This window comes from Micromonospora sp. NPDC093244 (assembly GCF_040683695.1).
Taxonomy (GTDB): domain Bacteria; phylum Actinomycetota; class Actinomycetes; order Mycobacteriales; family Micromonosporaceae; genus Micromonospora.
This window is the reverse complement of sequence record NZ_JBFBEO010000002.1, coordinates 101627-123843: the sequence shown is the minus strand read 5'-3', so window position 1 is coordinate 123843 and position 22217 is coordinate 101627. Positions and strand designations below refer to the sequence as shown.

The window sequence follows — 22217 nt, the reverse complement described above, 5'->3', positions numbered from 1 at the left end:
GCGATCATTGGGCTAATTCCGGCAAAACGCTCCGCCGGGCGCGCAACTGGCGTCTGATCGCTGCAAGGCGCCACCGCTGTACGGGCGCCGGCCACCTCGACCGGGAGCACGGGTGCTGGTACTGCTCATCCTCCACCTCGTGGCGGCCCTCGCGGCGCCGCTGCTCGTCAGGCGGTGGGGTGCCCACGCGTGCTACCCGTTGGCGCTGGCTCCCGCCGCCGCGTTCTGCTGGGCGGTGGCCCGTACGCCAGCGGTCGACCACGGCAGGGCGGTGGTCGAGACGTACCCGTGGATCGGGCAGTTGGGCTTCGACATCGCGCTGCGGCTCACCACGCTGTCCTGGCTGATGACCCTGCTGATCGGCGGCGTCGGCGCGCTGGTGCTGGTCTACAGTGCCCGCTACTTCGAGTCCGGGTCGGCCGGGCTGACGCAGTTCGCCGCCGTCCTGGTCGCGTTCGCCGGCGCCATGCTCCTGCTGGTCTTCGCCGACGACCTGCTGCTGCTCTACGTCGGCTGGGAGCTGACCACGATCTTCTCGTACCTGCTGATCGGGCACAGCACCGAGCGGCGGTCCAGCCGGTGGGCGGCGGCGCAGGCGCTCACCGTCGCCACCCTGGGTGGGCTGGCCATGCTTGTCGGGTTCATCCTCCTGGGCGAACACGCAGGCACCTACCGCTGGTCGGAGATCGCCACCCGGCCGCTGCCCGGGGGCGGTTACCTGGTCACGGCGGTGCTGCTGATCCTGGCCGGCGCGCTGTCCAAGTCGGCGGTGCTGCCGTTCAACTCCTGGCTGCCGGTGGCGATGGCGGCGCCCACCCCGGTGAGCGCGTACCTGCACGCCGCCGCCATGGTCAAGGCCGGCGTCTACCTGCTCGGGCTGCTCGCGCCGGCGCTCGCCACGGTCGGCCCGTGGCGGCCCGTGGTGCAGGTCGCCGGCCTGGCCACCATGCTGCTCGGCGGCTGGGCGGCGCTGCGGCAGACCGACCTGAAGCTGCTGCTGGCGTACGGCACTGTCAGTCAGCTCGGTCTGCTGGTCGCCGTGACCGGCTCCGGCACCCCGGACGCCGCCCTTGCCGGTGTCGCGATGCTGCTGGCGCACGCGCTGTTCAAGGCGTCCCTTTTCCTGGTCGTCGGGATCATCGACCACGGCGCCGGCACCCGTGACCTGCGCGAGCTGTCCGGGCTGCGGCACTGGTCCCGGCCGCTGTTCGTGGTCGCCGTCCTGGCCGCCGCGTCGATGGCGGGTGTGCCGCCGCTTGTCGGCTTCGTGGCCAAGGAGGCGGTGTTCGCGGCGTTCCTGCACCAGCCACTGCTGCTGGCCGGCTTCGTGGCCGGGACGGTGCTCACCGTGGCGTACAGCGTCCGCTTCCTGTGGGGCGCGTTCAGCGACCGCTCGGGCGTCGAACCGGTCCCGCCGGACCGGAGGATCGCCGGCCCGATGCTGGCCCCGCCGGCAGTCCTGGCCGGCGTCGGGCTGCTCGCCGGGCCGGCCGCCGGCTGGCTCGACGGTCTGCTGCGCCCGTACGCCGACCTGCTCGGCGCGGTCGACGCGCACCTGGCGCTCTGGCCCGGGCTGACCCCGGCGCTCGGCCTGTCCGTGCTGGCCCTTCTCGGCGGCGGTCTGCTCTTCGCGGCGCGCGGGCCGCTCGCCCCGGTGCTGGCCCGGCTCCGCTCGCCGGCGAGCGGCAATCAGGGGTACGAGTGGGTGGTGGGCCGGTTCGACCGGCTGGCCATCGAGGTGACCGGGGCGACGCAACGCGGCTCCCTGCCGCAGTACCTGGGCATCATCCTGGTCACCCTCGTGCTGCTGCCCGGCGGGGCGATGATCGCCGCCAGCCCGTGGCGGGCGCGGATTCCGCTCTGGGACAGTCCGCTGCAACCGGTGGTCGTCGTGGTGATCGCGGTGGCGGCGGTGCTCGCGGTAGGTGCCCGCCGCCGGCTCACCGCGATGCTGCTGGTGGGCATGACCGGCTACGGCACCGCGATGTTGTTCGTCCTGCACGGCGCGCCCGACCTGGCGCTCACCCAGTTCCTGGTGGAGACCGCGACGATCGCCGTCTTCGTGCTCGTGCTGCGCCGCCTGCCGGAGCGGTTCTCGGCCCGGCCGCTGCGCCGTAGCCGGTGGACCCGCCGGGCGATCGGGGTGGCGGCGGGCGTGGTCGCGGCCGGGCTGGCCCTCGTCGCGGCCAGCTCCCGCCGCGCGCCGGACATCTCCGCCGCGTTCCCGGACCTGGCGGTGACGCACGGGTACGGCCGCAACGTGGTCAACGTGACACTCGTCGACATCCGGGCCTGGGACACCATGGGCGAGATCGCGGTGCTTGTGGTGGCCGCGACGGGGGTCGCCAGCCTGATCTTCGAACGGTCCCGCACCGGCCCGCGACCCCGTCGTCCGGAGTCGGACCGGCGGGTCAACAGGCCGGGCCGGCCGGTGTGGCTGCGCGGCGGGCCGACCCTCTACGAGGAACGCCGTTCGATAGTGCTGGAGGTGGTCATCCGGCTGATCTTCCACACCGTGGTGTTGTTCTCGCTGTTCCTGCTGTTCTCCGGCCACAACGCGCCGGGCGGTGGGTTCTCCGGTGGCCTGGTGGCCGGTCTCGCGCTCGTGGTCCGCTACCTCGCCGGCGGCCGGTACGAGCTGACCGAGGCGGCCCCGGTCGGCGCCGGCCTGGTCCTCGGCGCGGGACTTGCCGTGTCGGTGGGCTCCGGGGTGGTGGCCCTGCTCATCGGCGGGCAGGTGCTGGAGAGCGCCGAGATCAACCAGTCGTTGCCGCTGATCGGTGAGGCGCACCTGGTCACGTCGCTGTTCTTCGACATCGGCGTGTACCTGGTCGTGGTCGGGCTGGTGCTGGACATCCTGCGCAGTCTCGGCGCCGAGGTGGACAGGCACATCGAGGCGACCGGGACCGCCGAGGGCGGGCTGGCCGTCGACAAGGGGGAGCGGGCATGACCGCGGCGCGTGCCGGACCCACGCTGATGCTGGTGCTCGTGGTGGCCGTGCTGGTCGGCTGCGGGGTGATCCTGCTGTTGGAACGCAGCCTGACCCGGATCCTGCTCGGGGTGGTCCTGCTCGGCAACGGGGTCAACCTGCTGATCCTGCTGGGTGGACGGGCCGGTGGGGCGCCGATCGTCGGCACCGGCCCGGTGGGCGAGATGAGCGATCCGTTGCCGCAGGCCATGGTGCTGACCGCCATCGTGATCACCTTTGGGTTGACCGCGTTCCTGCTCGCCGTCGCGTACCGGAGCTGGTTTCTCACAGGTGACGACGAGGTGCCCGACGACCTGGAGGACAGGCAGATCATCCGCCGGGCCGAGCGCAACGAGGTGGGCGCCGCCGACCTCGGCGGGGAGGGCCCGGACGAGGACCCGGAGCAGGTGGATCCCGAACCCGCCCGCCGCCGGCTGCGACGCGGGGAAGAGGCGTGATGGGTACGCTCCTGCCGCTACCGGTGGTGGTGCCGCTGCTCGGCGCGGCGCTGACCCTGCTGCTGGCCACCCAACCCCGGATCCAGCGCGCGGTGAGCGTGCTCTGTCTGGCCGGTACCTTCACCGTCGCGGTGGTGCTGCTCGTGCAGGCGTACCGCTACGGGCCGGTGGTGATGGTGATCGGTGGCTGGCCCGCCCCGGTGGGCATCGTGCTGGTCGCCGACCAGCTCGCGGCGTTGATGCTCGTGGTCTCCTCGGCGGTGACCCTCTGCGTGCTGCTGTACTCCGTCGGCCAGGGCCGCAGCGAGACCGGCGAGACCACGCCGGTGGTCATCTTCCACCCGACGTACCTGGTGCTCACCGCCGGTGTCACCACCGCGTTCCTCGCCGGGGACCTGTTCAACCTGTTCGTCGGCTTCGAGATCCTGCTGGTCGCCAGCTTCGTGCTGATCACGCTTGGCGGTACGGAGACGCGGATCCGGACCGGGTCGACGTACGTGGTGGTAAGCATCCTCTCCTCGATGATCTTCCTGACCGCCGTGGGGTTGGTGTACGCGGCCACCGGCACGCTCAACCTGGCGCAGCTCTCCCAACGCCTGGACGCGCTGCCCGACCGCGTGCGGTTGGCCCTGCAACTGATGCTGCTGCTCGGCTTCGCGATCAAGGCGGCGGTCTTCCCGTTGTCGGCCTGGCTGCCGGACAGTTACCCGACCGCGCCGGCCCCGGTCACCGCCGTGTTCGCCGGGCTGCTCACCAAGGTCGGTGTCTACGCGATCATCCGTACCGAGACGTTGCTCTTCCCGGACGGGCAGGTCGACGACCTGCTGATGGTCGTCGCCGGGTTGACCATGCTGGTCGGCATCCTCGGCGCGGTGGCCCAGTCGGATCTGAAGCGGCTCTTCTCGTTCACCCTGGTCAGCCACATCGGCTACATGATCTTCGGGGTGGCGTTGAGCACCACCGCCGGGCTCTCCGGCGCGATCTTCTACGTGGTGCACCACATCACCATCCAGACCACGTTGTTCCTGGTCGCCGGGCTGGTCGAGGAACGGGCCGGCAGCACCGACCTGCGCCGCATCGGTGGGCTGGCCCGGGTCGCGCCGCTGCTCGGCGTGCTGTTCTTCGTCCCGGCGATGAACCTCGCGGGAGTGCCCCCGTTCTCCGGTTTCCTCGGCAAGCTCGGGCTGCTCGAGGCCGGGGTGGCGGCCGGCGGGGCGCTGCCCTACGCGCTTGTCGGGGCCGGCACGCTCACCAGCCTGCTCACCCTCTACGTCGCGTCCCGGGTGTGGAACATCGCCTTCTGGCGGGCACCCCGGATCGCCACCGGTGAACCGGTCATCCAGCTGCCCAGGCTGATGATCGGGGCCACCGTCGGCCTTGTCGCGTTCGGTCTGGCGCTGACCGTGCTGGCCGGCCCGCTGTTCGACGTCACCACCGACGCGGCCACCGACCTGCTGTCGCGCACACCGTACGTGCGGGCGGTCCTGCCGGACGGTGCGCCGTGACCGACCCACGCGACAGTGAGCCCGAGGCCGTCGGCGAGCAGTCCGCGTCCCGGCGTGGCCGGTTCGGGCGGTGGCGGGACCAGGCGGTGGCGCTGGGCTGGCTGGTGCTGGTCTGGAACCTGCTCTGGGGCCGGATCAGCTGGGCGAACCTGGCGAGCGGCCTGCTGGTGGGCAGCGCGGTGCTTGTGTTCTTCCCGCTGCCGGCGGTCACCTTCGGCGGCCGGCTGCGGCCCCGGGCGCTGCTGGTGTTCGCCGGCCGCTTCGTCGTCGAGCTGGTCAGCGCGAGCCTGCACGTCGCCCGGATCGCCGTGCAGCCCGGCTACCGTCCGCGCGGCGCGATCATCGCCGTCACGTTGCGGGTCCGTACGGACCTGAACATGGCGCTCACCGCGGAGGCGGTCACGCTGGTTCCCGGCACGCTGATCCTCGAGGTGGACCGCGCTTCCGCGACGCTCTACCTGCACGTGCTGGACACCCACCGGCCGGCGGATCTGGACGCGGCCCGGGAGCGCACGCTCGCCCTGGAGCGGCGGATCGTCCGGGCGGTCGGCTCCGCCGCCGAACTGCGCCGTATCGACACCCCACCCGCCGAGAAGGGAATCTCCCCGTGATCACAGTCCTGGCCGTCGTCCTCACCGCGCTGCTGTCCGTGACCGCGCTGCTGGCGCTGGCCCGGCTCTACCGGGGCCCGTCGCTGCTGGACCGGGTGATCGCCGCGGACATGCTGCTCGCCACCATGATCGCCGCGGTGGGCGCGGAGGCGGCGGTCAACCGGCACGCCACCACGCTGCCCGTGCTTGTGGTGCTCTCCCTGCTGGGGTTCGTCGGCTCGGTGTCGCTGGTCCGCTTCGCCGTACGGGAGCCGGCGTGATCGCGACTGTCGCGGACTGGCTCGGCGGGGCCTGCCTGGTCGCCGGCGCGGTGCTCGGGCTGGCCGCCGCGATCGGTGTGCTGCGCTTCCCGGACGCCCTGTCCCGGATGCACGCCGCCACGAAGCCGCAGGTGCTCGGCGTGCTCCTGCTGCTGCTCGGCATCGCGCTGCGGCTGCGGTCGATGGCGGACCTCGGCATGATCGCGCTGGTGGCCGTCTTCCAGCTGGCCACCGCACCGGTCGCGGCACAGATGATCGGCCGGGCCGCGTACCGCTCCGGCCGGCTGGACCGGAACCTGCTCGACGCCGACGAACTGGCCGATCGCGGCTCGGGCGGCGGTTCGACGGGGCCGGGCTGACGGCTCGCGCGGCGGGTGAAACGGACGATCGGATGCCTTCGGCACACCCTCAGCGGAGTCCCAGCCAGGGCCGATAAAATGACGGCATGATCGACTCTTCTGCCCAGGAGGGCAGCAGTAGCCAGCCGGGTCGTGCCCGGCATATTCTCGTTCCGACGACCCCGGGAGCCCTGAGCGACCCGTGTTGATCGTCGTCGGTCTCCTTCTGATCATTGTTCTCACGGCCGCCACCGGTTACTTCGTGGCGCAGGAGTTCGGCTACGTCGCCGTCGACCGGGGCAAGCTGCGCCAGCTCGCCGACGACGGTGACCAGGCAGCCGCCCGCGCGCTGACCGTCACCGGCCGGCTCTCCTTCATGCTGTCCGGCGCTCAGCTCGGCATCACCGTCACCGCACTGCTCGTCGGTTACGTCGCCGAGCCGTACCTGGGCGGTGGCCTCGCCGAGGTGCTCGGCGTGGCCGGCGTCAGCGAGGCGGTCAGTTTGCCGCTGTCGGTGGCGCTGGCCCTGGTCATCGCCACCGTCGTGCAGATGGTCCTCGGTGAGCTGGCCCCGAAGAACCTGGCCATCGCGAGGGCCGAGCAACTCGCCCGGGCGTTGAGCCGTTCCACCCTGATCTACCTGGCCGTCGCCGGGCCGCTGATCCGGCTCTTCGACCGGGCGTCGATCCGCCTGCTGCGCCGGATCGGCATCGAGCCGATCGAGGAGCTGCCCAGCGGCGCCACCCCCGCCGACCTGGAGCAGATCATCGCCGAGTCCCGCGAGGAGGGCAGCCTGGACGCCGAGATGTCCACGCTGCTCGACCGGGGTCTGGACTTCCGCGAACTCACCGCCGGTGAGGCGATGGTGCCCCGGGTCGACGTGCACACCGTACGGGGACACGAACCGGTGAGCCGGGTGGTCGAGCTGCTGGACACCGGCCACTCCCGCTTCCCGGTACGCGGGGCGGAGGGCGTCGACGACCTCATCGGCATCGTCGGCATCGCCGACGTGCTCGGCGTACCCCCGGGGGACCGGGCGACCACCGCGGTGAGCGCGGTGGCCGGGCCGCCGTTGCTGGTGCCGGAGACGTTGCCGCTGCCCACGGTGCTGGACCGGCTGCGGTCCGGGCACCGGCAGATGGCGTGCGTGGTCGACGAGTACGGCGGTTTCGCCGGCGTGATCACGCTTGAGGACATCGCCGAGGAGCTGGTCGGCCCGATCCGGGACGAGGACGACCCACCGGAGCGGGCACCGGCCCGGCAGGACGACGGGTCCTGGGTGGTGCCGGCCCGCTGGCGGATCGACGAGGTCGCCGACAGCACAGGCATCGCCCTGCCCGAGGCCCCCGAGTACGACACGCTCTCCGGGCTGGTGATGCGGGAGCTGGGCCGGGTGCCGGAGGTCGGTGACAAGTTGGAGATCAGCCTGTTGCCCGAGGGCGCCGACGGCGAGGACGGCGAGGCGGAGCCCCGCGCGCTTGTCGAGGTGCTTGCCGTGGACCGGCACGTGGCCGACTCGGTGCGTCTTCAGCTGACCACACCGGGGGTGTCCGCGTGAGCCCCGGAATCGCGCTGTTCAGCTCGGTGATCCTGCTGGCGCTGAACGGGTTCTTCGTGGCCGCCGAGTTCGCCCTGGTGGCCAGCAAGCGGTACCGCCTGGAACAGGCGGCGGCCAACGGTGGTCGGGCGGCGCGTGCGGCGCTGGACGGCGTCCGCGAGCTGTCGCTGATGTTGGCCGGCGCGCAACTCGGCATCACCCTGTGCACCCTGGGTCTCGGCGCGCTCGCCGAACCGGCGATCGAGCACCTGCTCAGCCCGCTGCTGCACGCGGTGGGTCTGCCGGACGCGGCAAGCCACCTGATCGCCCTGATCTTCGCCCTCGGCGTGGTGACGTTCCTGCACCTGGTGGTGGGGGAAATGGCACCGAAGTCGTGGGCGATCACCGACGCGGAGCGCTCGGCGACGCTGCTCGCCCTGCCGTTCCGCGCCTTCGCCCGGGTGTCCCGGCCGGTGCTCTCCGCGCTCAACGCCCTGGCCAACGCGATCCTGCGGCTGTTCGGGGTCAACCAGCAGGATCAGCTCGCCCAGGTGCACGGCCCGGACGAGCTGCGGATCCTGCTGGAGCAGTCCCGTGAGCACGGGCTGCTCGGTGCCGAGCAGCACCAGCTGCTGACCAGCATGCTGGAGTTGCAGGGCACGTCCGTGGCCCAGGTGATGGAACCGTTCGCCACCATGGTCACCGTCCGCCGCGACGACCCGGCTCAGCGCATCGAGGAGGTCAGCCGCGACAGCGGCCGGTCCCGCCTGGCGGTGCTGGACGAGGGCGGCGACGTGTGCGGCCTGGTGCACGTGCGAGAGGCGGTACGGGTGGTCACCACCGGTCGCGCCGCCACCGCCGAAGAGCTGATGACGCAGGCGTTCACCCTGCCTGCGACGTCGTCGGTCACCGAGGCGGTGGCCGCCATGCGGGCCCGGCAGTCGCAGCTCGCGTTGGTGCGCAACGGCGGCGGCCCGGCCCGGCCGATCGGGTTCGTCGCGCTGGAGGACCTCCTGGAGGAGGTCATCGGCGAATTCGACGACGAGACCGACACGGTCCCGCGCGGGCGCAGACTGCGCTGACGGCGGCGGCCCGGCCGTGCCGTACGGCACGGCCGGGCCGGTCCGGCTTTGAGGTGACCTCCACCGGGTAGGCGCGGCTGGTGCGGGGGGCCGCCGGGGCCCCGCCCCGGAGGGAGGCGCGCGGTGCGGCTGACCGGTGTGTCGCGGGAGTCCGGTTGGACCGGGCTGTCCGTGCAGACCACGCTTCCCAACCCGAGCACCCGTCCGGGTCTGCGCCTGCCGGGGCGGGTGACGGTGGCCGCCGGCCCCGATGACGTGCTCGTCCGTCACATCCGGCTCGGCCTGGTCACCACCGTCGAACCGGACGATCCGGCGGCGCCGCGGCGGCTGATGCAGTTCCACCAGGTGCCCATCGCCGGCCGGTTCGTCGTACCGGCGGGCCGCCGGCGGGCTGTCGACTTCGCCATGCCGCTGCCGTGGGAGATCCCGGTGACCACGTTCGGCGGGGTGCCGCTGCTGAGCCTGCGGATGGGCCTGCGGACCGAGGTGTCGGTCGACCCGGATCTGGACCAGGGGGCCATGGTGCCGGTCTTCGTGCATCCGGTGCCCACGCAGCAGCACATCCTGGCGGCGTTGGACACGCTGGGCTTCATGATCCGGCAGGCGGGGTTGCAGGAGGGCGGGCTGCCGGGGGTGGAGCACACCCTGCCGCTGCACCAGCGGTGGGGCTACTGGGTGGGGCCGCTCTACGCGGGGCCGATCACCGAACTGGAGCTGATCTTCGTGACGAACTCGGCCGGCCTGGAGGTGATCATCTGGCTGGACCGGCGGTTGGCGCTGGCCGGGATCACCCACCAGAGCATCAGCCGGTTCCGGATCTGGCACGCGGACGCCGGGCAGCGGGACTGGACCGCCACAGTGGACGGCTGGCTGCGCCAGGCGATCAACAGGCACGCCGCGGCCGCCGCCCACGCCGACTGGTCCGCGCAGATCACCGGGTCCGCGCATGTGAGCCGCCACCCCGACGAGCCGATCAAGCCGGGCTACGGACTGGGCGGCACCGCGGGAGGCGCAGGCGTGGGAGGCGGCGGCTCCGGCGGCGACGGCACCTGAACCCCCACACCCCACACCCCACACCCCACACCCCACATCCCACATCCCACATCCCACACCCCACGCCCCACACCCCACGCCCCCGCTCCCCGCTCCCGCGATCTTGCACTTTCGGCGGTGGCAAATCGGGTAAAAGCGCGTATCTCGCCAACAGAAAGTGCAAGATCGCGCGTGACGGGGGAGGGGCTCCGGGGTGCTAGCCCGCGCTTGCGGTGGCCAGTTTGAGGCTGAAGGCCAGGAAGAGGGCCGCCACGGCGGTGGTGCCGCTGACCGCCAGGCGGCGGCGTTGGCGGAACTGGGCGGCCAGGAACGTGCCCGCGAAGATCAACGCGGTCAGGTAGATCGCGCTTGTCACCTGCGCGATCAGGCCGAGCAGCAGGAACGACAGCGCCGGCCAGGCGTAGCCGGGGTCGACGAACTGGATGAAGAACGAGATGAAGAACAGGATCGCCTTCGGGTTCAGCAGGCTGATCACCAACGCCTTGCGGAACGGGCTGCGCATCTCCGCCGGCTCGGCGGCGTCGATGAGTCGCGGCGCGGTCGGGTCGTTGCGGTCGCGCCAGCGCCGCCAGGCCCCGCGCAGCATCGTCACCCCGACATAACCGAGGTACGCGGCACCGGCGTACTTGATCACCAGGAACACCGGAGGGTACGCCTTGAGCAGCGACGCCACCCCGGCGGCGGAGAGGAACATCAGCACCCAGTCGCCGACGAACACCCCGCCCGCGGCCCGGTAGCCGGCCCCCACACCCCGTTTGGCGGCGGTGGAGAGCACGAAGAGCGAGTTCGGCCCGGGCAGCAGGATGATGGCCACTGTGCCCAGCACGTACGTCCAGATGTCGGTGATCCCCAGCACGCCCGCCATCATCACGCCGCCGGTGCCGTCCGTCGAAGTCTTTCCCGCAGCCTGAGCTGTGCGTTCGGCCACTCGTCGACGGTCATCGCGTACTGCACGGTGTCCCGCCAGGAGCCGTCCGCGCGCTGCCGGTGCATCCGCAGCACGCCTTCCCGGGTCGCGCCGAGCCGTTCGATCGCCGCCTGCGAGCGGTCGTTGCGGATGTCGGTGTGCCAGGCGACCCGTACCGCTCCCAGCTCGTCGAAGGCCCGGCCGAGCAGCAGCAGTTTCGCCTCGGTGTTGATGCCGGTACGCCACCAGGCCCGGCCGAGGAAGGTGTGCCCGATCGCCACCGACCGTCGTTCCGGGTCGATCTCGTAGTAGGACGTGGTGCCGACCACCGCCCCGGTGCTCGCGCAACGCTGCACCCAGGGCACCCGTTCGCCGCGGTGCTGGGCGTCCAGGGCGGCGGCGATCACCTCGGCGGTGCCGGCCGGCGTGGTGGGCCGCCGGACGCCCAGGTGCCGCCACACCTCGTCGTCGGCGGTGGCGGCGTGCAGGTCGTCGGTGTGCGCCAGGTCCAGCGGCTCCAGCAGGACGTGCTCGCCGCGCAGCGGCGCCGGCTCGTGCCACGGTGTGCGGACGGTCCGCAGGTACGCCGGCAGCGGCGCGGTGACCCCAACGTCCGGCTCCGGCCGCCCGGCGGTCAACCGCAGCGGCAGCACGCCGGCCCAGTGCGGCAGGCGCAGGTCGGCGTCGGCCTCGCGGACACCGCCGGTGCGGGACCTGACGGACACCTCGCGCAGCGGCAACGCGAGCACCGCTGTCTCGGCCAGCTCGCGCCGGCTCGGTGGGCGGGTGTCGGTGCTGCGTCCCGCGCCCACCTTCTCGACGAGCGCGGTGAGCATGGCGCTCTTCTCCCGCTCGTCGGTGACGAGGCGGGCGGTGCCGTGCGCGACGACGGAGCGGTAGTTGGCGCTGTGGTGGAACTGGGAGCGGGCGTAGACCAGCGCGTCGAGCACCGTCACCGCGACGCAGACCGGGAGCCCGTCGTCGCCCCGCGCGGCGAGCAGTGGACGGCTGCCGGTGGAGCCGTGCAGGTAGAGCGTGTCGCCGACGCGGACGTGCAGGGTGGGCAGCACCCGTGGCTGGCCGTCGACGGTGAACCCGAGCGCGCAGTGGTACGCCTCGTCGAGCACGGCGTGCGCCGCTTCGCGGTCGTAGCTCATCCGGTCCCGGGAGCGGTGGGGGATGGTGCGGGCGGTGGGTGGGTACATCGCGCGCCCTTTCGTACCAGTACAATCCGTTATTTGTGTCAGCACGCTATCAGTTCACCGGATCCACGGCCGTCGCGATTTCGGCAAGCATCGAGTCGGGCATCCGTACCGACGCCCTGCCGCCCGGCACCACGCTGCCGCCGGTGCGGGCCCTCGCCACCGAGCTGGGCGTCAGCCCCGCCACCGTCGCCCGCGCCTACCAGGAGCTGCGTCAGCGCGGCCTGCTCGCCACCGCCGGCCGGCACGGCACCCGGGTGCGTCCCCGCCCTCCGGTGGCCGCCCGCCGCTCCGCGCTGCGCCCGCCCCCGCTGCCCGGGGCCCGCGACCTGTCCCTGGGTGAACCGGACCCGCGGCTGCTGCCCCCGCTCGGCCCGCACCTGGCGGCACTCGCCGCCGACGCGGGCGCGCCGGTCGGCTACTCCCACGCCGGGGTGCTGCCCGAGCTGGCCGAGGCGGCCCGCGCCCGACTGGCCGCCGACGGCGTACCCACCGGTGAACTGACGGTCACCGGTGGCGCGCTCGACGGCATCGAGCGGCTGCTCGGCGCCCACCTGCGCCCCGGCGACGCGGTAGCGGTGGAGGACCCGGGCTGGGCCAACCTGCTCGACCTGGTGGCCGCGCTGGGGCTGCGCCCGATCGGCGTACCGCTCGACGACGAGGGCCCGCTGGTGGCCGGGGTGGCTGCCGCGCTCGCCGCCGGGGCGCGGGCGCTTGTGGTCACCAGTCGCGCCCAGAATCCGACCGGCGCGGCCGTCTCCGCGCAGCGTGCCGATGCGCTGCGGGCGCTGCTCGGCGGTCGCCGGGACCTTCTGTTGATCGAGGACGACCACGCCGCCGAACTGGCCCGCGTGCCACTGCACCCACTGGCCGGGGCGACCGTCAGCTGGGCCTTCCTGCGCTCGGTGAGCAAACCCTTCGGCCCGGACCTGCGGCTCGCGGTGCTGGTCGGCGACGACACCACTGTGGCCCGGGTGGCCGGGCGGACACGGGTCGGCGCGGGCTGGGTCTCCACGGTGCTGCAACGGCTGGTCCTCGCCCTCTGGCGGGATCCGGCGGTCGACGAGCTGGTGCGACGGGCGGGGGAGAGCTACGACCGGCGACGCGAGGGCCTGCTGGCGGCGCTGGCGGAGCACGGCCTGACCGCACACGGCCGCAGTGGCATCAACGTCTGGCTGCCGGTGGCGGACGAGACCAGCGCCGTGACCGCGCTGCGCGACGCCGGCTGGGCGGTGGCCCCCGGCGCGCTCTACCGGATCGCCGCCGCGCCGGCCCTGCGCGTCACCATCAGCTCCCTGACCAGCGCAGACCTGCCCGACCTGGCCGCCGCGCTGGCCGGCGCGACCCGCCCGACGCCGCCGCCCGGCTTCGCCGCCTGACCCACCCCTACCAGCGATTTCGTGCGATTCGGACCGGCCGGGACGGGTATGCCGGCGCCCGGAGGTGTGGGGACATGGCCAATGGTGGAAGTCGCAAGGGGATCTGGATCGCGGTGGCGGCCGTGATCGTCATCATCGTCATCGTGTTGATCGCGGTGGCGTCCGGTGGGGACGGAGGCGGCAACGGGTACTGACCCGTATCCGGCAGCGGACCCGAAACGGGTATATAACAGTCGGCATGGCCGAGCAGACCGCCCCGGGCGCCCAGCGGTTCATCCCGCCGGACGCGGACACCATCGACGAGCTACGCGCCGCGGCCGGTGGCTGCCGGGGGTGTGAGCTGTACCGGGACGCCTCGCAGACGGTCTTCGGCCGGGGCGACGAGAGCGCCCGGGTGGTGCTCGTCGGTGAGCAGCCCGGCGACATGGAGGACCAGAAGGGCCTGCCCTTCGTCGGCCCCGCCGGACGGTTGCTGCGCCGCGCCGTCGACGACGCGAAGCTGGACCCCAAGCAGCTCTACCTGACCAACGCCGTCAAGCACTTCCGCTTCGAGCTGCGCGGCAAGCGGCGGATCCACCAGACCCCGGACCAGGTGCACATCACGGCATGCCGGCCCTGGCTGGTGGCCGAGTTCGCCCGGCTGCGCCCGGACGTCGTGGTGGTGCTCGGCGCCACCGCCGCCAAGGCTCTGCTCGGCCCGTCGTTCCGGGTCAGCAGGCAGCGGGGCGAGCTGCTGCCCTGGCCCGCGTCGGCCCAGCATCCCGAGGACTTCCAGCGGGTGCCGGTGGACAACGCCGGAGAGGTGGCCGACGCGCCCCCGACCCGGCTGCTGGCCACCATCCACCCGTCGGCAGTGCTCCGCGCCGACGACCAGGACAAGGCGTACGACGGTCTGGTCGCCGACCTCACCGTCGCCGCCCGCGCGCTCGCCGGCTGAACCCGGAGGCTCCGCGCGTCTCCCTGCCCGACGGCTGGTGACCCGACAGCGCGGACAGCAACGGCGACGCGCCCGGCCAGCAGGGGCCGGGCGCGTCACCTGACGATGTCAGACGATGCTGTCGAAGCCGTTCCAGTTGGTGCCGATCTGCTTGCTGGTCGAGTAGGGGACGCCGTTGTCGCGGACGATGTTGTTGGCGTAGAGCAGCAGGGTGCCGTCGGTGGTGCGGGCGACCAGGTCGGTGAAGCCGTCCCCGGTCACGTCGGCGCCGACGAGCGTGTCGAAGCCGTTCCAGCCACTACCGATCTGCTTGCTGGCCGAGTAGGGGACGCCGTTGTCGCGGACGATGTTGTTGGCGTACAGCCAGAGGGTGCCGTCGGTCTTGCGGGCGACCAGGTCGGTGAAGCCGTCTCCGGTCACGTCAGCGCCGACGAGCGTGTCGAAGCCGTTCCAGTTGGTGCCGATCTGCCGGGCCGAGGCGCTGCTGTACGGCACGCCGTTGTCGCGGACGATGTTGTTCGGGTACAGCCAGAGGGTGCCGTCGGTCCTGCGGGCGACCAGGTCGGTGAAGCCGTCTCCGGTCACGTCGGCGCCGACGATGCGGTCGACGTTGCCCCAGCCGCTGCCGATCTGCCGGGCCGAGGCGCTGCTGTACGGGACGCCGTTGTCGCGGACGATGTTGTTCGGGTAGAGGAACATGGTGCCGTCCGACTTGACCAGGATCAGGTCGGTGAAGCCGTCACCGGTGGCGTCGGCGTTGACGATCCGGTCGGAGGTACCCCAGCCGCTGCCGATCTGCCGAGCCGAGGCACTGCCGTACGGCACGCCGTTGTCGCGCTCGATGTTGTTCGCGTACAGCCAGAGGGTGCCGTCGGTCTTGCGGGCCACCAGATCGTGGTAACTGTCGCCGGTCACGTCGGCCACTCCGGGGTCCTTCTCGGGAGCCTGGCCGCTGGTGGTGATGTTCTTGTAGCGCCGCGCGACGTAGTTGCCCGCCGGGTGGGAGTCGATGAGACCGTCCCCGCCCCCCGTGAGTGTTTCGGTGGCCATCTTCACAGGTGTGGAGCCGAAGGCGTAGTACTCGAAGGCGCCCGCCGACTTGTCGGTCCAGCGCTTGAAGAGGATGACGTGTTCGCTCGCGGAGTTCAGGATGTCGCCTGGCTGGAGGTCGCTCTTACTGATCTGCGTCGACACCGTGTACATGTTGTAGGTCGTCTTCGAGGTCGAGAGGTGCCAGGCCATCGAGACGAACCCCGAGCAGTCCCTGCGGTAGTCCTTGCCGTTCTCGTCGGGATGGTAGCCACTCTGGCTGTAATTGATACTGCTGCGATTGTCGTACCAGTACTTCGCCCGGCTGAGGACCTCGGTCGGCGTGATCGCCCCACCGACGCTCGACGCGGCGAAGGCCGCCTCGGGCGTGCTTGCCAGTACCGTGGCGACACCTCCGCCGAGGCCGGCGCCGGCGGCCAGTGCCACCCCGAGCGCCATGGTGGTCAGCCGGCGAATCGCATTGTTCCGCATGATTCTTCCTCTCTGGTTCGGATGTTTTCGGGCAGGTCTGTTCGGCCACCGATCCGCGATCGGTGGCAGAATTGGCGGGAATTGAGGACGACTGGTCGTGGGAGTCAGAGAACCCGCCACGGAGCGAGGAGGGGAGTGTCGGCGATCGTCGTGTCGACGATTTGGCGCAGTACGTGGGCAGCCCTCTCCGGATCATCGGTGTCGACGAATGCCAGGATGTCCGCGCCGTGCGGGCCGGCCCGCACTCGAAGGTGCTCCACGCCGCTTCCGGCAAGGGTGTGCAGGTACAGCAGATCCCGTAGTTCCGCAGGGTCGATGGCGTCGGCCGAGGTCAGTGGGGCGATACGGATGTGCGCGGCGACCATCACCGCATCTCCGCCGGGTTGACCGGTGGCGTGCCCCAGCCGAATCCGTCGCCCACGAACTGGGTCGCCGTGATGTCGGCCGCGGGGCTGCCCCAGCCGAAGCCGTCGGCGAGCCCCACCATGGGCGCCGACCCCGCGGTCAGGATGATCGCGAGACCGGCGATGATGAGAGCGGCCATCGCCAGACGGTACGGAGAAATGGCATGCAGGATCACTTCGACCAACCTCTTTCTGCGGATTGATTGACTGCCGTGGCATTCCTCCGGGCTTTTTGGCCCAGCTCGCTGCCGTGAATTAAGCATCGCGAATCCATCCCGCCGTGTCACCGGATGCGGCCTGGCGTGACCCCGCCCGGCGGGATTCCGCCAGGTGCGCGAGCGGGTCCACAGGAGCGATCGGGGGCCGGCACAATGGCGGCAGATGTCCTGCTCGGGGGAGGCGTTATGTTTGATTTGCTTGGGTTGTCTGCACAACACGAGGTCGTCTACCGGACCATGCTGGAGCGTCCTGATCTGAACGTCGCCGGCCTCTCCACCCACCTCGATGTCCCGCCTGACGAGGTGCGCGCGGCACTGGACGTGCTGGCCGACCTCGCACTCATCCGGCTCGATTCCGAAGGCGATCGCGCTCGGCCAGTACGACCGCAGGCCGGGTTGACAGCACTTCTGAGCAAGGTGGAGGCGGAGGTCGCGGTCCGGCAGAAGCACGTCGAGGCAACCAAAGCGGCGATCGCCGCCATCGCCGCCGCCCACGACGACCACCACCAGGCCCTGGAAGGCCGGTTGCTCGAAGGAATCGACAGTGTGCGGGACCGGCTGGCCGAGTTGGCCCACACGGCGCGCGTGGAGTGTCTCTCCTTCAATACCGGCGGCGCACAGAGCCCGGACACCCTGGAGGCGGAAGCCCCACTCGACCAGCAGGCGCTGCAACGGGGGGTCCAGATCCGCAACGTCTATCAGGACAGCTTCCGCAACGACCCCGGCACCCTCGCGCACGCCCGTTGGCTGGCGGGCCTCGGCGGCCAGTCACGCACCACTCCGACGCTACCGATGCGCATGGTCATCGTTGACCGGGTCATCGCGCTCGTGCCCATCGACCCGGCCAACCCGCGGCAGGGCGCACTGGAACTGCACAGCCACGGCATCGTCGCCGGACTGACCGCTCTCTTCGAGCAGGTGTGGCACACCTCGGCGCCGTTCGACGACCAGTCGACGGCCGATGCGCAGGGTCTCACCCGGCAGGAGCGCGAGTTGCTGCGGCTGCTCGGCACCGGGCATACCGACGAGTCGGCGGCCCGCAAACTCGCGATCTCCCTGCGTAGTGTGCAGCGCATGATGACGTCCTTGACCGAGCGGCTCGGCGCGGCCAGCCGCTTCCAGGCCGGCGTGCAGGCGGCCAGGAACGGCTGGGTGTAGCTGATCCGGGCCGGCGACGACGGCCGCAGGGACGAGCGGTAGATCAGCCGGCGAAACCGGGTGCCGTCGGTGGACCCGGGTGCGCGAGGATGGGTCATCCCCGTCCTGAGGAGCGCACGATGGCCACCAACCTGACCGCGCCGCAGATCATCGTCCGGTCCGACGTCGCGCCGATCCAGCGGCGCACCATGCGACTGCTCTTCGGCACCCAGATCATCGGCGGCATCGGCGTCACCATCGGTATCTCCGTCGGCGCGCTGCTCGCCGCCCGGGTCGCCGGCACCGCGATGGCGGGTGTCGCGCAGAGCGCCGGGGTGGTCGGCGCGGCGCTGCTGGCCGTCCCGGTCACCCGGATCATGGCGCGGCACGGCCGCCGACCGGGCCTGGTGCTGGCGTACGCCCTGGGCGCCGTCGGTGGTGTCCTGGTGGTGCTGGCGGCGGCCACCCGCTCGGTGCCGCTGCTCTTCCTCGGCATGCTGCTCTTCGGCGGGGGCACCGCCGCGAACCTCCAGGCCCGCTACACGGCGGTGGACCTCGCCGAGCCGGCCCGACGGGGGCGGCAGCTCTCCCTGATCGTCTGGGCGACGACCATCGGCGCGGTGGCCGCCCCGAACTTCGCCGCGCTGGCCGACCGGATCACCACCGGCTGGGGACTGCCTCCGCTGGCCGGCCCGTTCGCGTTCAGCTCGGCCGCCTTCGTGCTCGCTGCGGTCGTACTCCTCGGGTTGCTCCGGCCCGACCCGCTGCTCACCGCGCGGCGGCTCGCGGCGGCCGACACGCCCGTGCCGCCGGCCGCCGCGCCGGTCGGCGTGCGCGCGCCGCGCGGCGCCGGGATGCGGCTGGCCTGGTCGGTGGTACGCGGGCGGCCCGCCGCCCGCCTCGGCATCGCCGCGGTGGCGGTGGGGCACCTGGTGATGGTGGCGGTGATGTCGATGACCCCGGTCCGGCTCGGTGAGTCGCACGCCGACGCCGACGTGCTGCGGCTGGTCGGCATCGTGTTGAGTCTGCACATCGCCGGCATGTACGCGTTCTCCCCGGTGGTGGGCTGGCTCACCGACCGGCTCGGCCGGCGGGCGGTGATCCTCGGCGGCGTCGGGACGCTGCTGGCCGCCTGCGCGGTCGCCGGCACCGCCGGGCACCACACGCCCCGGCTCTCGGTCGGCCTGGTCCTGCTCGGGCTGGGCTGGTCGGGGACCATGGTGGCCGGCTCGACGCTGCTCTCCGAGTCGGTGCCGGCCGGTGTGCGGCCGAGTGTCCAGGGTTTCTCGGACCTGGTCATGGGGCTGGCGGGGGCCGGCGCCGCGGTGCTCAGCGGGTTTGTCATGCAGATCGCCGGTTATCCGGTGCTCGCCCTGCTCGCGGCGGTCGCGACAGTGCCCCTGGTGGCGCTAGCGTTGCGCCCGGTGCCGACCGGGGCGCCGGACGAGGAGGGCTGATCACGTGCGCTTGACCGACTTCTGGGCGCGGTTGGAGGAGGCGTTCGGGCCGGGGTACGCGGCCAGCATCGCCCGCGACCAGGTCCTGTCCCAGCTCGGTGGGCGGACCGTCGAGCAGGCGCTGGCGTCGGGTGAGCAGACCCACGTGGTCTGGCGTGCGGTGTGCGCCGCGTACCCCGACCGGGTGCCCGCGCGACTACGCTGAGCAGCCTTTTCGTCGCTTCCGCGTGTCGCTTGCCGAGTCGTACACCTGTTCGGCTATTGTCCACAGCTGGGTGCTCGTCCACAGCTCGCGGCCCGTCGGCTGGTTTTCTGTCGGACCCAGCGCCTAGCGTGTCCGCGTGACGCGAAGCTCAGCAAAGACGCCGGCGAAGGCAGGGGTGGCAACCATGGCAGCAGGGCCTGACCGGGAGAAGGCACTCGACCTTGCTCTCGCTCAGATCGACAAGCAATTCGGCAAGGGCTCGGTGATGCGGCTGGGGGAGCGGCCGGTCATCCAGACCGCCGTGATCCCGACCGGCTCCATCGCGCTCGACGTGGCGCTCGGCGTGGGTGGCCTGCCACGGGGCCGGGTGGTCGAGGTCTACGGTCCCGAGTCCAGCGGTAAGACAACTGTGGCTCTGCACGCGGTGGCCAACGCCCAGCGGGCCGGTGGCATCGCGGCCTTCATCGACGCCGAGCACGCGCTCGACCCGGAGTACGCGAAGGCCCTCGGTGTCGACACCGACGCGATGCTGGTCTCCCAGCCGGACACCGGCGAGCAGGCGCTGGAGATCGCGGACATGCTGATCCGCTCCGGCGCACTGGACATCATCGTGATCGACTCGGTGGCGGCCCTGGTGCCGCGCGCCGAGATCGAGGGTGAGATGGGCGACAGCCACGTGGGTCTCCAGGCCCGGCTGATGAGCCAGGCGCTGCGGAAGATCACCGGTGTGCTCAGCAACACCGGCACCACGGCGATCTTCATCAACCAGCTGCGGGAAAAGATCGGCGTGATGTTCGGCAGCCCGGAGACCACGACCGGTGGTCGGGCTCTGAAGTTCTACGCCTCGGTCCGGCTCGACGTGCGACGCATCGAGAGCCTCAAGGACGGCACCGACGTGGTCGGTAACCGCACCCGGGTCAAGGTCGTGAAGAACAAGGTGGCCGCGCCGTTCAAGCAGGCCGAGTTCGACATCATGTACGGCAAGGGCATCTCGCGTGAGGGCTCGCTGATCGACGTCGGCGTGGAGCAGGCGATCATCCGCAAGTCCGGAGCGTGGTACACCTACGACGGCGACCAGCTCGGCCAGGGCAAGGAGAAGGCCCGGGAGTTCCTGAAGGAAAACCCGGACGTGGCCGCCGAGATCGAGAAGAAGATCCTGGAGAAGCTCGGCGTCGGGGTCGGCGCGAGCGACGCCGCCGGTGGCCCCGAGCTGCCGCCTGTCGACTTCTGACAGGTCGCTCACCGATGGCAGGACGACGCGCCCGTACGGGGCGGGGCTGGGATGCCAGCCCACCCCGTACGGGCGACGCCGCCGATCCGCCGCGCCCCCGGCGGGGTCGCCGTGACCGCTCCGACGAGGGTGAGGCCGCCGCGCCTGCGGCGCCGCCGCGCGACGAGTCGGAGGTGGCCCGCGAGATCTGTCTGCGCCAGCTCGCCGTCCGACCGCGTACCCGCGCCGAGCTGGCCGGTGCGCTGGCCAGGAAGGGCATCTCCGAGCAGGTCTCGGCCGAGGTGCTCGACAGGTACGACGAGGTCGGCATCGTCGACGACGCCGCGTTCGCCCGCGCCTGGGTGTCCAGCCGGCACTCCGGGCGTGGTCTGGCCCGCCGCGCGCTCGCCAACGAGTTGCGCCGCAAGGGCGTCGACGGCGAGGTGGCCACCGAGGCGCTCGGCGAGTTGGACGAGGAGACCGAGGCGGAGACCGCCCGTGCCCTGGTGGACCGCAAGCTGCGTACCGCCCGGGGTGAGCCCGACGCGGTCTTCCGTCGGCTGGTGGGCATGCTGGCCCGCAAGGGTTATCCGCCCGGCGTGGCGATCCGGGCGGTGAAGGACGCGCTGGCGGCGCAGAGCGCCGAGGCGGCCGAGTTCGCCGAGCAGATCGACGCGGACGCGCTGGCCGACGCCGAAGGCGACCTGGACCGCGACAACCGCCCGACCGAGTGAGTGGTCCGGGGCGTCCGCTGGAGGTGTGCACCGGATGTTGAAGGCCTGTCTGAACGGCCAGCGCAGCCGAGCTGCCCATCAGGCCGTGCCTGTCACCCCGGCGGAGCTGGCCGCCGACGCCGCCCGGTGCGCGGCGCTCGGCGTCGTGGCGGTGCACGTCCACCCGCGCGACGCGTCGGGCGTCGAGTCGCTGCACGCGGCGGTGATCGCCGACGCGCTCACCGCGATCCGTACCGCCCGGCCGGGCCTGCCGGTCGGGGTGAGCACCGGCGCCTGGATGGAACCGGACGTGGCCGCCCGGGTGGCCGCCGTCCGGGCCTGGTCGGTGCTGCCCGACTTCGCCTCCGTCAACGCGCACGAGCCCGGCGCCGAGGCGGTCGCCGCGGCCCTGCACGACCGCGGCGTGCTCGTCGAGGTGGGGCTCTGGACGCTCGACGCGGTCGAGGCGTACCAGGGCTGGCGGGTCCCGGTCGGTCGGATTCTCGTGGAGTGCATGGCGGAGGAGGTGCCTGTGGCGTTGGCGGACGCGGCGCGGATCCTCGCCGCCCTGCCGCAGGAGGGTCCACCGGTGCTGCTGCACGCCGAAGGTCCGGCCACCTGGGCGGTGCTCGCCGAGGCGGTCGACCGCGGCCTGCACACCCGGATCGGCCTGGAGGACACCCTCCTGCTGCCCGACGGGGCACCGACTCCGGACAACGCCGCGCTGGTCACCGCCGCGCTGGCGGCCGGGGCCCGCTGACCGGCCGGCGCACCTGACGGCCGCGCTCCAAGATCGCGATCCGGGTCCGAGGAGGAGCCTGGCGCGTGTGAAGGGGTCGTTGGCGTCACACGTCGGCTCCCTGCGAGACTCCACTGCGGCGCTGAACAGGCACGACATCCCTGCCGAAGCCACCGCGTCGCCGTGTTTGTCCCCCCGTGTCCGACCCGGTATCAGCGTGGAGTGACGCCACAACTTCGCTCCGTTCGGGGGGTTTGATCATGAGTCCTTGACCTGAGCACCCCCGGCGACCTAGCCTCGCCATACAGGCTCACATTGCCCGACCAGCGCAGGCTAAGCGCACAACATAGATCGCGTAACAGAACAGCATCACTTT

The 22217-nt window shown here is 71.9% G+C and carries 22 protein-coding genes; 17 read left to right on the top strand and 5 right to left on the bottom strand.

Going from position 1 to position 22217, the window contains the following annotated elements; all coding sequences use genetic code 11:
* The first annotated feature begins 112 nt into the window (after positions 1 to 112).
* The 9 genes from AB0N27_RS10580 (at position 113) to AB0N27_RS10540 (ending at position 9812) form a co-directional block, all read left to right on the top strand.
* Positions 113 to 2950, top strand: a complete 2838-nt coding sequence (locus AB0N27_RS10580; RefSeq protein ID WP_364366559.1) for a Na+/H+ antiporter subunit A — start codon at positions 113 to 115, stop codon at positions 2948 to 2950.
* Positions 2947 to 3426 (top strand): Na(+)/H(+) antiporter subunit C, encoded by a 480-nt coding sequence (locus AB0N27_RS10575; protein ID WP_364366556.1) that lies wholly within the window; start codon positions 2947 to 2949, stop codon positions 3424 to 3426. Before AB0N27_RS10580 ends, AB0N27_RS10575 begins: the two co-directional genes overlap by 4 nt.
* Positions 3426 to 4931, top strand: coding sequence for a Na+/H+ antiporter subunit D (locus AB0N27_RS10570; protein ID WP_364366553.1), 1506 nt, complete (start codon positions 3426 to 3428; stop codon positions 4929 to 4931). Before AB0N27_RS10575 ends, AB0N27_RS10570 begins: the two co-directional genes overlap by 1 nt.
* On the top strand, positions 4928 to 5542 hold the full coding sequence (locus AB0N27_RS10565) for a Na+/H+ antiporter subunit E (RefSeq protein WP_364366550.1): 615 nt from the start codon (positions 4928 to 4930) through the stop codon (positions 5540 to 5542). Before AB0N27_RS10570 ends, AB0N27_RS10565 begins: the two co-directional genes overlap by 4 nt.
* Positions 5539 to 5802: a monovalent cation/H+ antiporter complex subunit F gene (locus AB0N27_RS10560; protein WP_364366547.1), complete on the top strand. Its 264-nt coding sequence runs from the start codon at positions 5539 to 5541 to the stop codon at positions 5800 to 5802. Before AB0N27_RS10565 ends, AB0N27_RS10560 begins: the two co-directional genes overlap by 4 nt.
* The gene (gene mnhG / locus AB0N27_RS10555; RefSeq protein WP_364370608.1) at positions 5802 to 6161 is read left to right on the top strand and encodes a monovalent cation/H(+) antiporter subunit G; all 360 of its coding nucleotides are present in this window, start codon (positions 5802 to 5804) and stop codon (positions 6159 to 6161) included. Before AB0N27_RS10560 ends, mnhG begins: the two co-directional genes overlap by 1 nt.
* Before the next feature lie 181 nt (positions 6162 to 6342).
* The gene (locus AB0N27_RS10550; protein ID WP_364366544.1) at positions 6343 to 7698 is read left to right on the top strand and encodes a hemolysin family protein; all 1356 of its coding nucleotides are present in this window, start codon (positions 6343 to 6345) and stop codon (positions 7696 to 7698) included.
* Positions 7695 to 8759 (top strand): hemolysin family protein, encoded by a 1065-nt coding sequence (locus AB0N27_RS10545; protein ID WP_364366541.1) that lies wholly within the window; start codon positions 7695 to 7697, stop codon positions 8757 to 8759. The genes AB0N27_RS10550 and AB0N27_RS10545 overlap by 4 nt, the downstream gene beginning before the upstream one ends.
* A 123-nt stretch (positions 8760 to 8882) precedes the next feature.
* Entirely contained in the window at positions 8883 to 9812 is a 930-nt protein-coding gene (locus AB0N27_RS10540; protein ID WP_364366538.1) for a sporulation protein, read from the top strand.
* Positions 9813 to 10008: 196 nt separating this feature from the next.
* Here AB0N27_RS10540 and leuE read toward each other — a convergent pair whose 3' ends face one another.
* The gene (gene leuE / locus AB0N27_RS10535) at positions 10009 to 10680 is read right to left on the bottom strand and encodes a leucine efflux protein LeuE (protein WP_364370605.1); all 672 of its coding nucleotides are present in this window, start codon (positions 10678 to 10680) and stop codon (positions 10009 to 10011) included.
* Entirely contained in the window at positions 10680 to 11924 is a 1245-nt protein-coding gene (locus AB0N27_RS10530; protein ID WP_364366535.1) for a bifunctional pyridoxamine 5'-phosphate oxidase family protein/GNAT family N-acetyltransferase, read from the bottom strand. The genes leuE and AB0N27_RS10530 overlap by 1 nt, the downstream gene beginning before the upstream one ends.
* A gap of 35 nt (positions 11925 to 11959) precedes the next feature.
* Between AB0N27_RS10530 and AB0N27_RS10525 the strand changes: the two genes are divergently transcribed.
* Together AB0N27_RS10525 and AB0N27_RS10520 are read left to right on the top strand one after the other, a co-directional pair.
* Positions 11960 to 13300 (top strand): aminotransferase class I/II-fold pyridoxal phosphate-dependent enzyme, encoded by a 1341-nt coding sequence (locus AB0N27_RS10525; protein WP_364366532.1) that lies wholly within the window; start codon positions 11960 to 11962, stop codon positions 13298 to 13300.
* A 238-nt stretch (positions 13301 to 13538) separates the two neighbouring features.
* Positions 13539 to 14237, top strand: coding sequence for a UdgX family uracil-DNA binding protein (locus tag AB0N27_RS10520; RefSeq protein ID WP_364366529.1), 699 nt, complete (start codon positions 13539 to 13541; stop codon positions 14235 to 14237).
* Positions 14238 to 14345: 108 nt separating this feature from the next.
* On the opposite strand, the gene AB0N27_RS10515 is transcribed toward AB0N27_RS10520, so the two are convergent.
* The 3 genes from AB0N27_RS10515 to AB0N27_RS10505 form a co-directional block, all read right to left on the bottom strand.
* Positions 14346 to 15758, bottom strand: a complete 1413-nt coding sequence (locus AB0N27_RS10515; protein WP_364366526.1) for a VCBS repeat-containing protein — start codon at positions 15756 to 15758, stop codon at positions 14346 to 14348.
* A gap of 104 nt (positions 15759 to 15862) precedes the next feature.
* Entirely contained in the window at positions 15863 to 16123 is a 261-nt protein-coding gene (locus AB0N27_RS10510; protein ID WP_364366523.1) for a hypothetical protein, read from the bottom strand.
* Complete coding sequence (locus AB0N27_RS10505; RefSeq protein ID WP_364366520.1) at positions 16123 to 16302, bottom strand: hypothetical protein; 180 nt, start codon at positions 16300 to 16302, stop codon at positions 16123 to 16125. Before AB0N27_RS10505 ends, AB0N27_RS10510 begins: the two co-directional genes overlap by 1 nt.
* A gap of 264 nt (positions 16303 to 16566) precedes the next feature.
* Between AB0N27_RS10505 and AB0N27_RS10500 the strand changes: the two genes are divergently transcribed.
* The 6 genes from AB0N27_RS10500 (at position 16567) to AB0N27_RS10475 (ending at position 21862) form a co-directional block, all read left to right on the top strand.
* Positions 16567 to 17538 carry a helix-turn-helix transcriptional regulator gene (locus tag AB0N27_RS10500; RefSeq protein WP_364366517.1) on the top strand — a complete coding sequence of 324 codons (972 nt, stop codon included), beginning with the start codon at positions 16567 to 16569 and terminating at the stop codon, positions 17536 to 17538.
* Between the two features lie 119 nt (positions 17539 to 17657).
* Entirely contained in the window at positions 17658 to 18974 is a 1317-nt protein-coding gene (locus AB0N27_RS10495) for an MFS transporter (protein WP_364366514.1), read from the top strand.
* Positions 18975 to 18978: 4 nt separating this feature from the next.
* Positions 18979 to 19179 (top strand): DUF3046 domain-containing protein, encoded by a 201-nt coding sequence (locus AB0N27_RS10490; RefSeq protein WP_139583060.1) that lies wholly within the window; start codon positions 18979 to 18981, stop codon positions 19177 to 19179.
* A 184-nt stretch (positions 19180 to 19363) separates the two neighbouring features.
* On the top strand, positions 19364 to 20410 hold the full coding sequence (gene recA, locus AB0N27_RS10485; RefSeq protein ID WP_139583061.1) for a recombinase RecA: 1047 nt from the start codon (positions 19364 to 19366) through the stop codon (positions 20408 to 20410).
* A 14-nt stretch (positions 20411 to 20424) separates the two neighbouring features.
* A complete protein-coding gene (locus AB0N27_RS10480; RefSeq protein ID WP_364366509.1) occupies positions 20425 to 21123 on the top strand; it encodes a regulatory protein RecX in 699 nt (232 codons plus the stop codon).
* A 34-nt stretch (positions 21124 to 21157) separates the two neighbouring features.
* Positions 21158 to 21862 carry a 3-keto-5-aminohexanoate cleavage protein gene (locus AB0N27_RS10475; RefSeq protein ID WP_364366506.1) on the top strand — a complete coding sequence of 235 codons (705 nt, stop codon included), beginning with the start codon at positions 21158 to 21160 and terminating at the stop codon, positions 21860 to 21862.
* Positions 21863 to 22217: the final 355 nt, after the last annotated feature.

Bases quoted from the DNA above. Each gene is read 5' to 3' on its own strand.
- AB0N27_RS10575 (WP_364366556.1), top strand. From the start codon at position 2,947: ATGACCGCGGCGCGTGCCGGACCCACGCTGATGCTGGTGCTCGTGGTG.
- AB0N27_RS10500 (WP_364366517.1), top strand. From the start codon at position 16,567: ATGTTTGATTTGCTTGGGTTGTCTGCACAACACGAGGTCGTCTACCGG.
- AB0N27_RS10480 (WP_364366509.1), top strand. From the start codon at position 20,425: ATGGCAGGACGACGCGCCCGTACGGGGCGGGGCTGGGATGCCAGCCCA.
- AB0N27_RS10530 (WP_364366535.1), bottom strand. From the start codon at position 11,924: ATGTACCCACCCACCGCCCGCACCATCCCCCACCGCTCCCGGGACCGG.
- AB0N27_RS10475 (WP_364366506.1), top strand. From the start codon at position 21,158: ATGTTGAAGGCCTGTCTGAACGGCCAGCGCAGCCGAGCTGCCCATCAG.
- leuE (WP_364370605.1), bottom strand. From the start codon at position 10,680: ATGATGGCGGGCGTGCTGGGGATCACCGACATCTGGACGTACGTGCTG.
- AB0N27_RS10520 (WP_364366529.1), top strand. From the start codon at position 13,539: ATGGCCGAGCAGACCGCCCCGGGCGCCCAGCGGTTCATCCCGCCGGAC.
- AB0N27_RS10570 (WP_364366553.1), top strand. From the start codon at position 3,426: ATGGGTACGCTCCTGCCGCTACCGGTGGTGGTGCCGCTGCTCGGCGCG.
- AB0N27_RS10510 (WP_364366523.1), bottom strand. From the start codon at position 16,123: ATGGTCGCCGCGCACATCCGTATCGCCCCACTGACCTCGGCCGACGCC.
- AB0N27_RS10495 (WP_364366514.1), top strand. From the start codon at position 17,658: ATGGCCACCAACCTGACCGCGCCGCAGATCATCGTCCGGTCCGACGTC.
- AB0N27_RS10505 (WP_364366520.1), bottom strand. From the start codon at position 16,302: ATGGCCGCTCTCATCATCGCCGGTCTCGCGATCATCCTGACCGCGGGG.
- AB0N27_RS10515 (WP_364366526.1), bottom strand. From the start codon at position 15,758: ATGCGGAACAATGCGATTCGCCGGCTGACCACCATGGCGCTCGGGGTG.
- recA (WP_139583061.1), top strand. From the start codon at position 19,364: ATGGCAGCAGGGCCTGACCGGGAGAAGGCACTCGACCTTGCTCTCGCT.